The organism is Candidatus Nitrosotalea sp. FS, assembly GCF_011319475.1.
GTDB lineage: Archaea > Thermoproteota > Nitrososphaeria > Nitrososphaerales > Nitrosopumilaceae > Nitrosotalea.
In genome coordinates this window covers 1-865 of record NZ_RCMC01000144.1, presented here as the reverse complement: position 1 = coordinate 865, position 865 = coordinate 1, and the positions used below count along the sequence as shown (strand labels likewise).

The 865-nt window shown below is 39.0% G+C and carries 1 pseudogene; it reads left to right on the top strand.

Features of this window, described 5'->3' with window-relative positions:
• Nucleotides 1-596: 596 nt before the first annotated feature.
• Nucleotides 597-865 (top strand): annotated as a pseudogene (locus DYY66_RS05055) (PQQ-dependent sugar dehydrogenase); the annotation flags it as partial.

Genomic DNA, 865 nt, shown 5'->3' with positions numbered 1-865 from the left:
ATCGAATGTACGTGCCATCTCACTTAGTACTAATTCAGTCAATGTAGGTACAGATGTAAGAATAACTGGAACCAAATTTGCGCCAAATTCCGTGATTACCATATCATATGATAGTACAGCCATTGGTGTGGGTTCAGTGGATAATGGCTACTCTACTACTCCATTGACAATAACAACCGATTCTAATGGAAACTTTGTTGCAATAATGTCTGCACTGGTATCTGTTACAGGCACACACACCATCTCTGCTCAAGATGCATCAAAGAATACAGCTAGTCAATCTGTTACCATGTCACCACATGCCTACATCTTTCCAACATCAGGTAAAGCAGGCTCACGTGTACTCATTCCAACAAGTCAAGGCAATGGATATGCTACAAATTCTGCTATTACGATAAAGTTTGATGGTACAACAATTACACCATCTGCTGCCATCACATCGGATGTAGATGGTAACTTTGAAGGAAACTTTACGATACCAAGTGGGGCTTTACCTGGTTCACACACTATAACAATTTCAGATTCAAAAGGTGATGCATTCTCTACTTCCTTTAATGTTGATCCAAATGCTCATGCATTTAGTGCTCAAACTCTCNTACTTTGCCTTTATTCCTGACAATGGACCTGGCGCAGATGGTTCTGGTGCATTCATGGTAAATGAAAAAAATACTGGAAATGTGGATGTATTCAAGAATGTAAATGGACAATTTGTAAAACAGACATTACCATTTGTCAAAGTACCCAACCTACAAACAAATTATGAAACTAATGGGTTGCTAGGAATTGCATTTGATCCAAACTGGGCAACCACTTCATCTTCACAGTATGTCTACTTTTACGTCACAAGAACTGTATCGAACTCTGT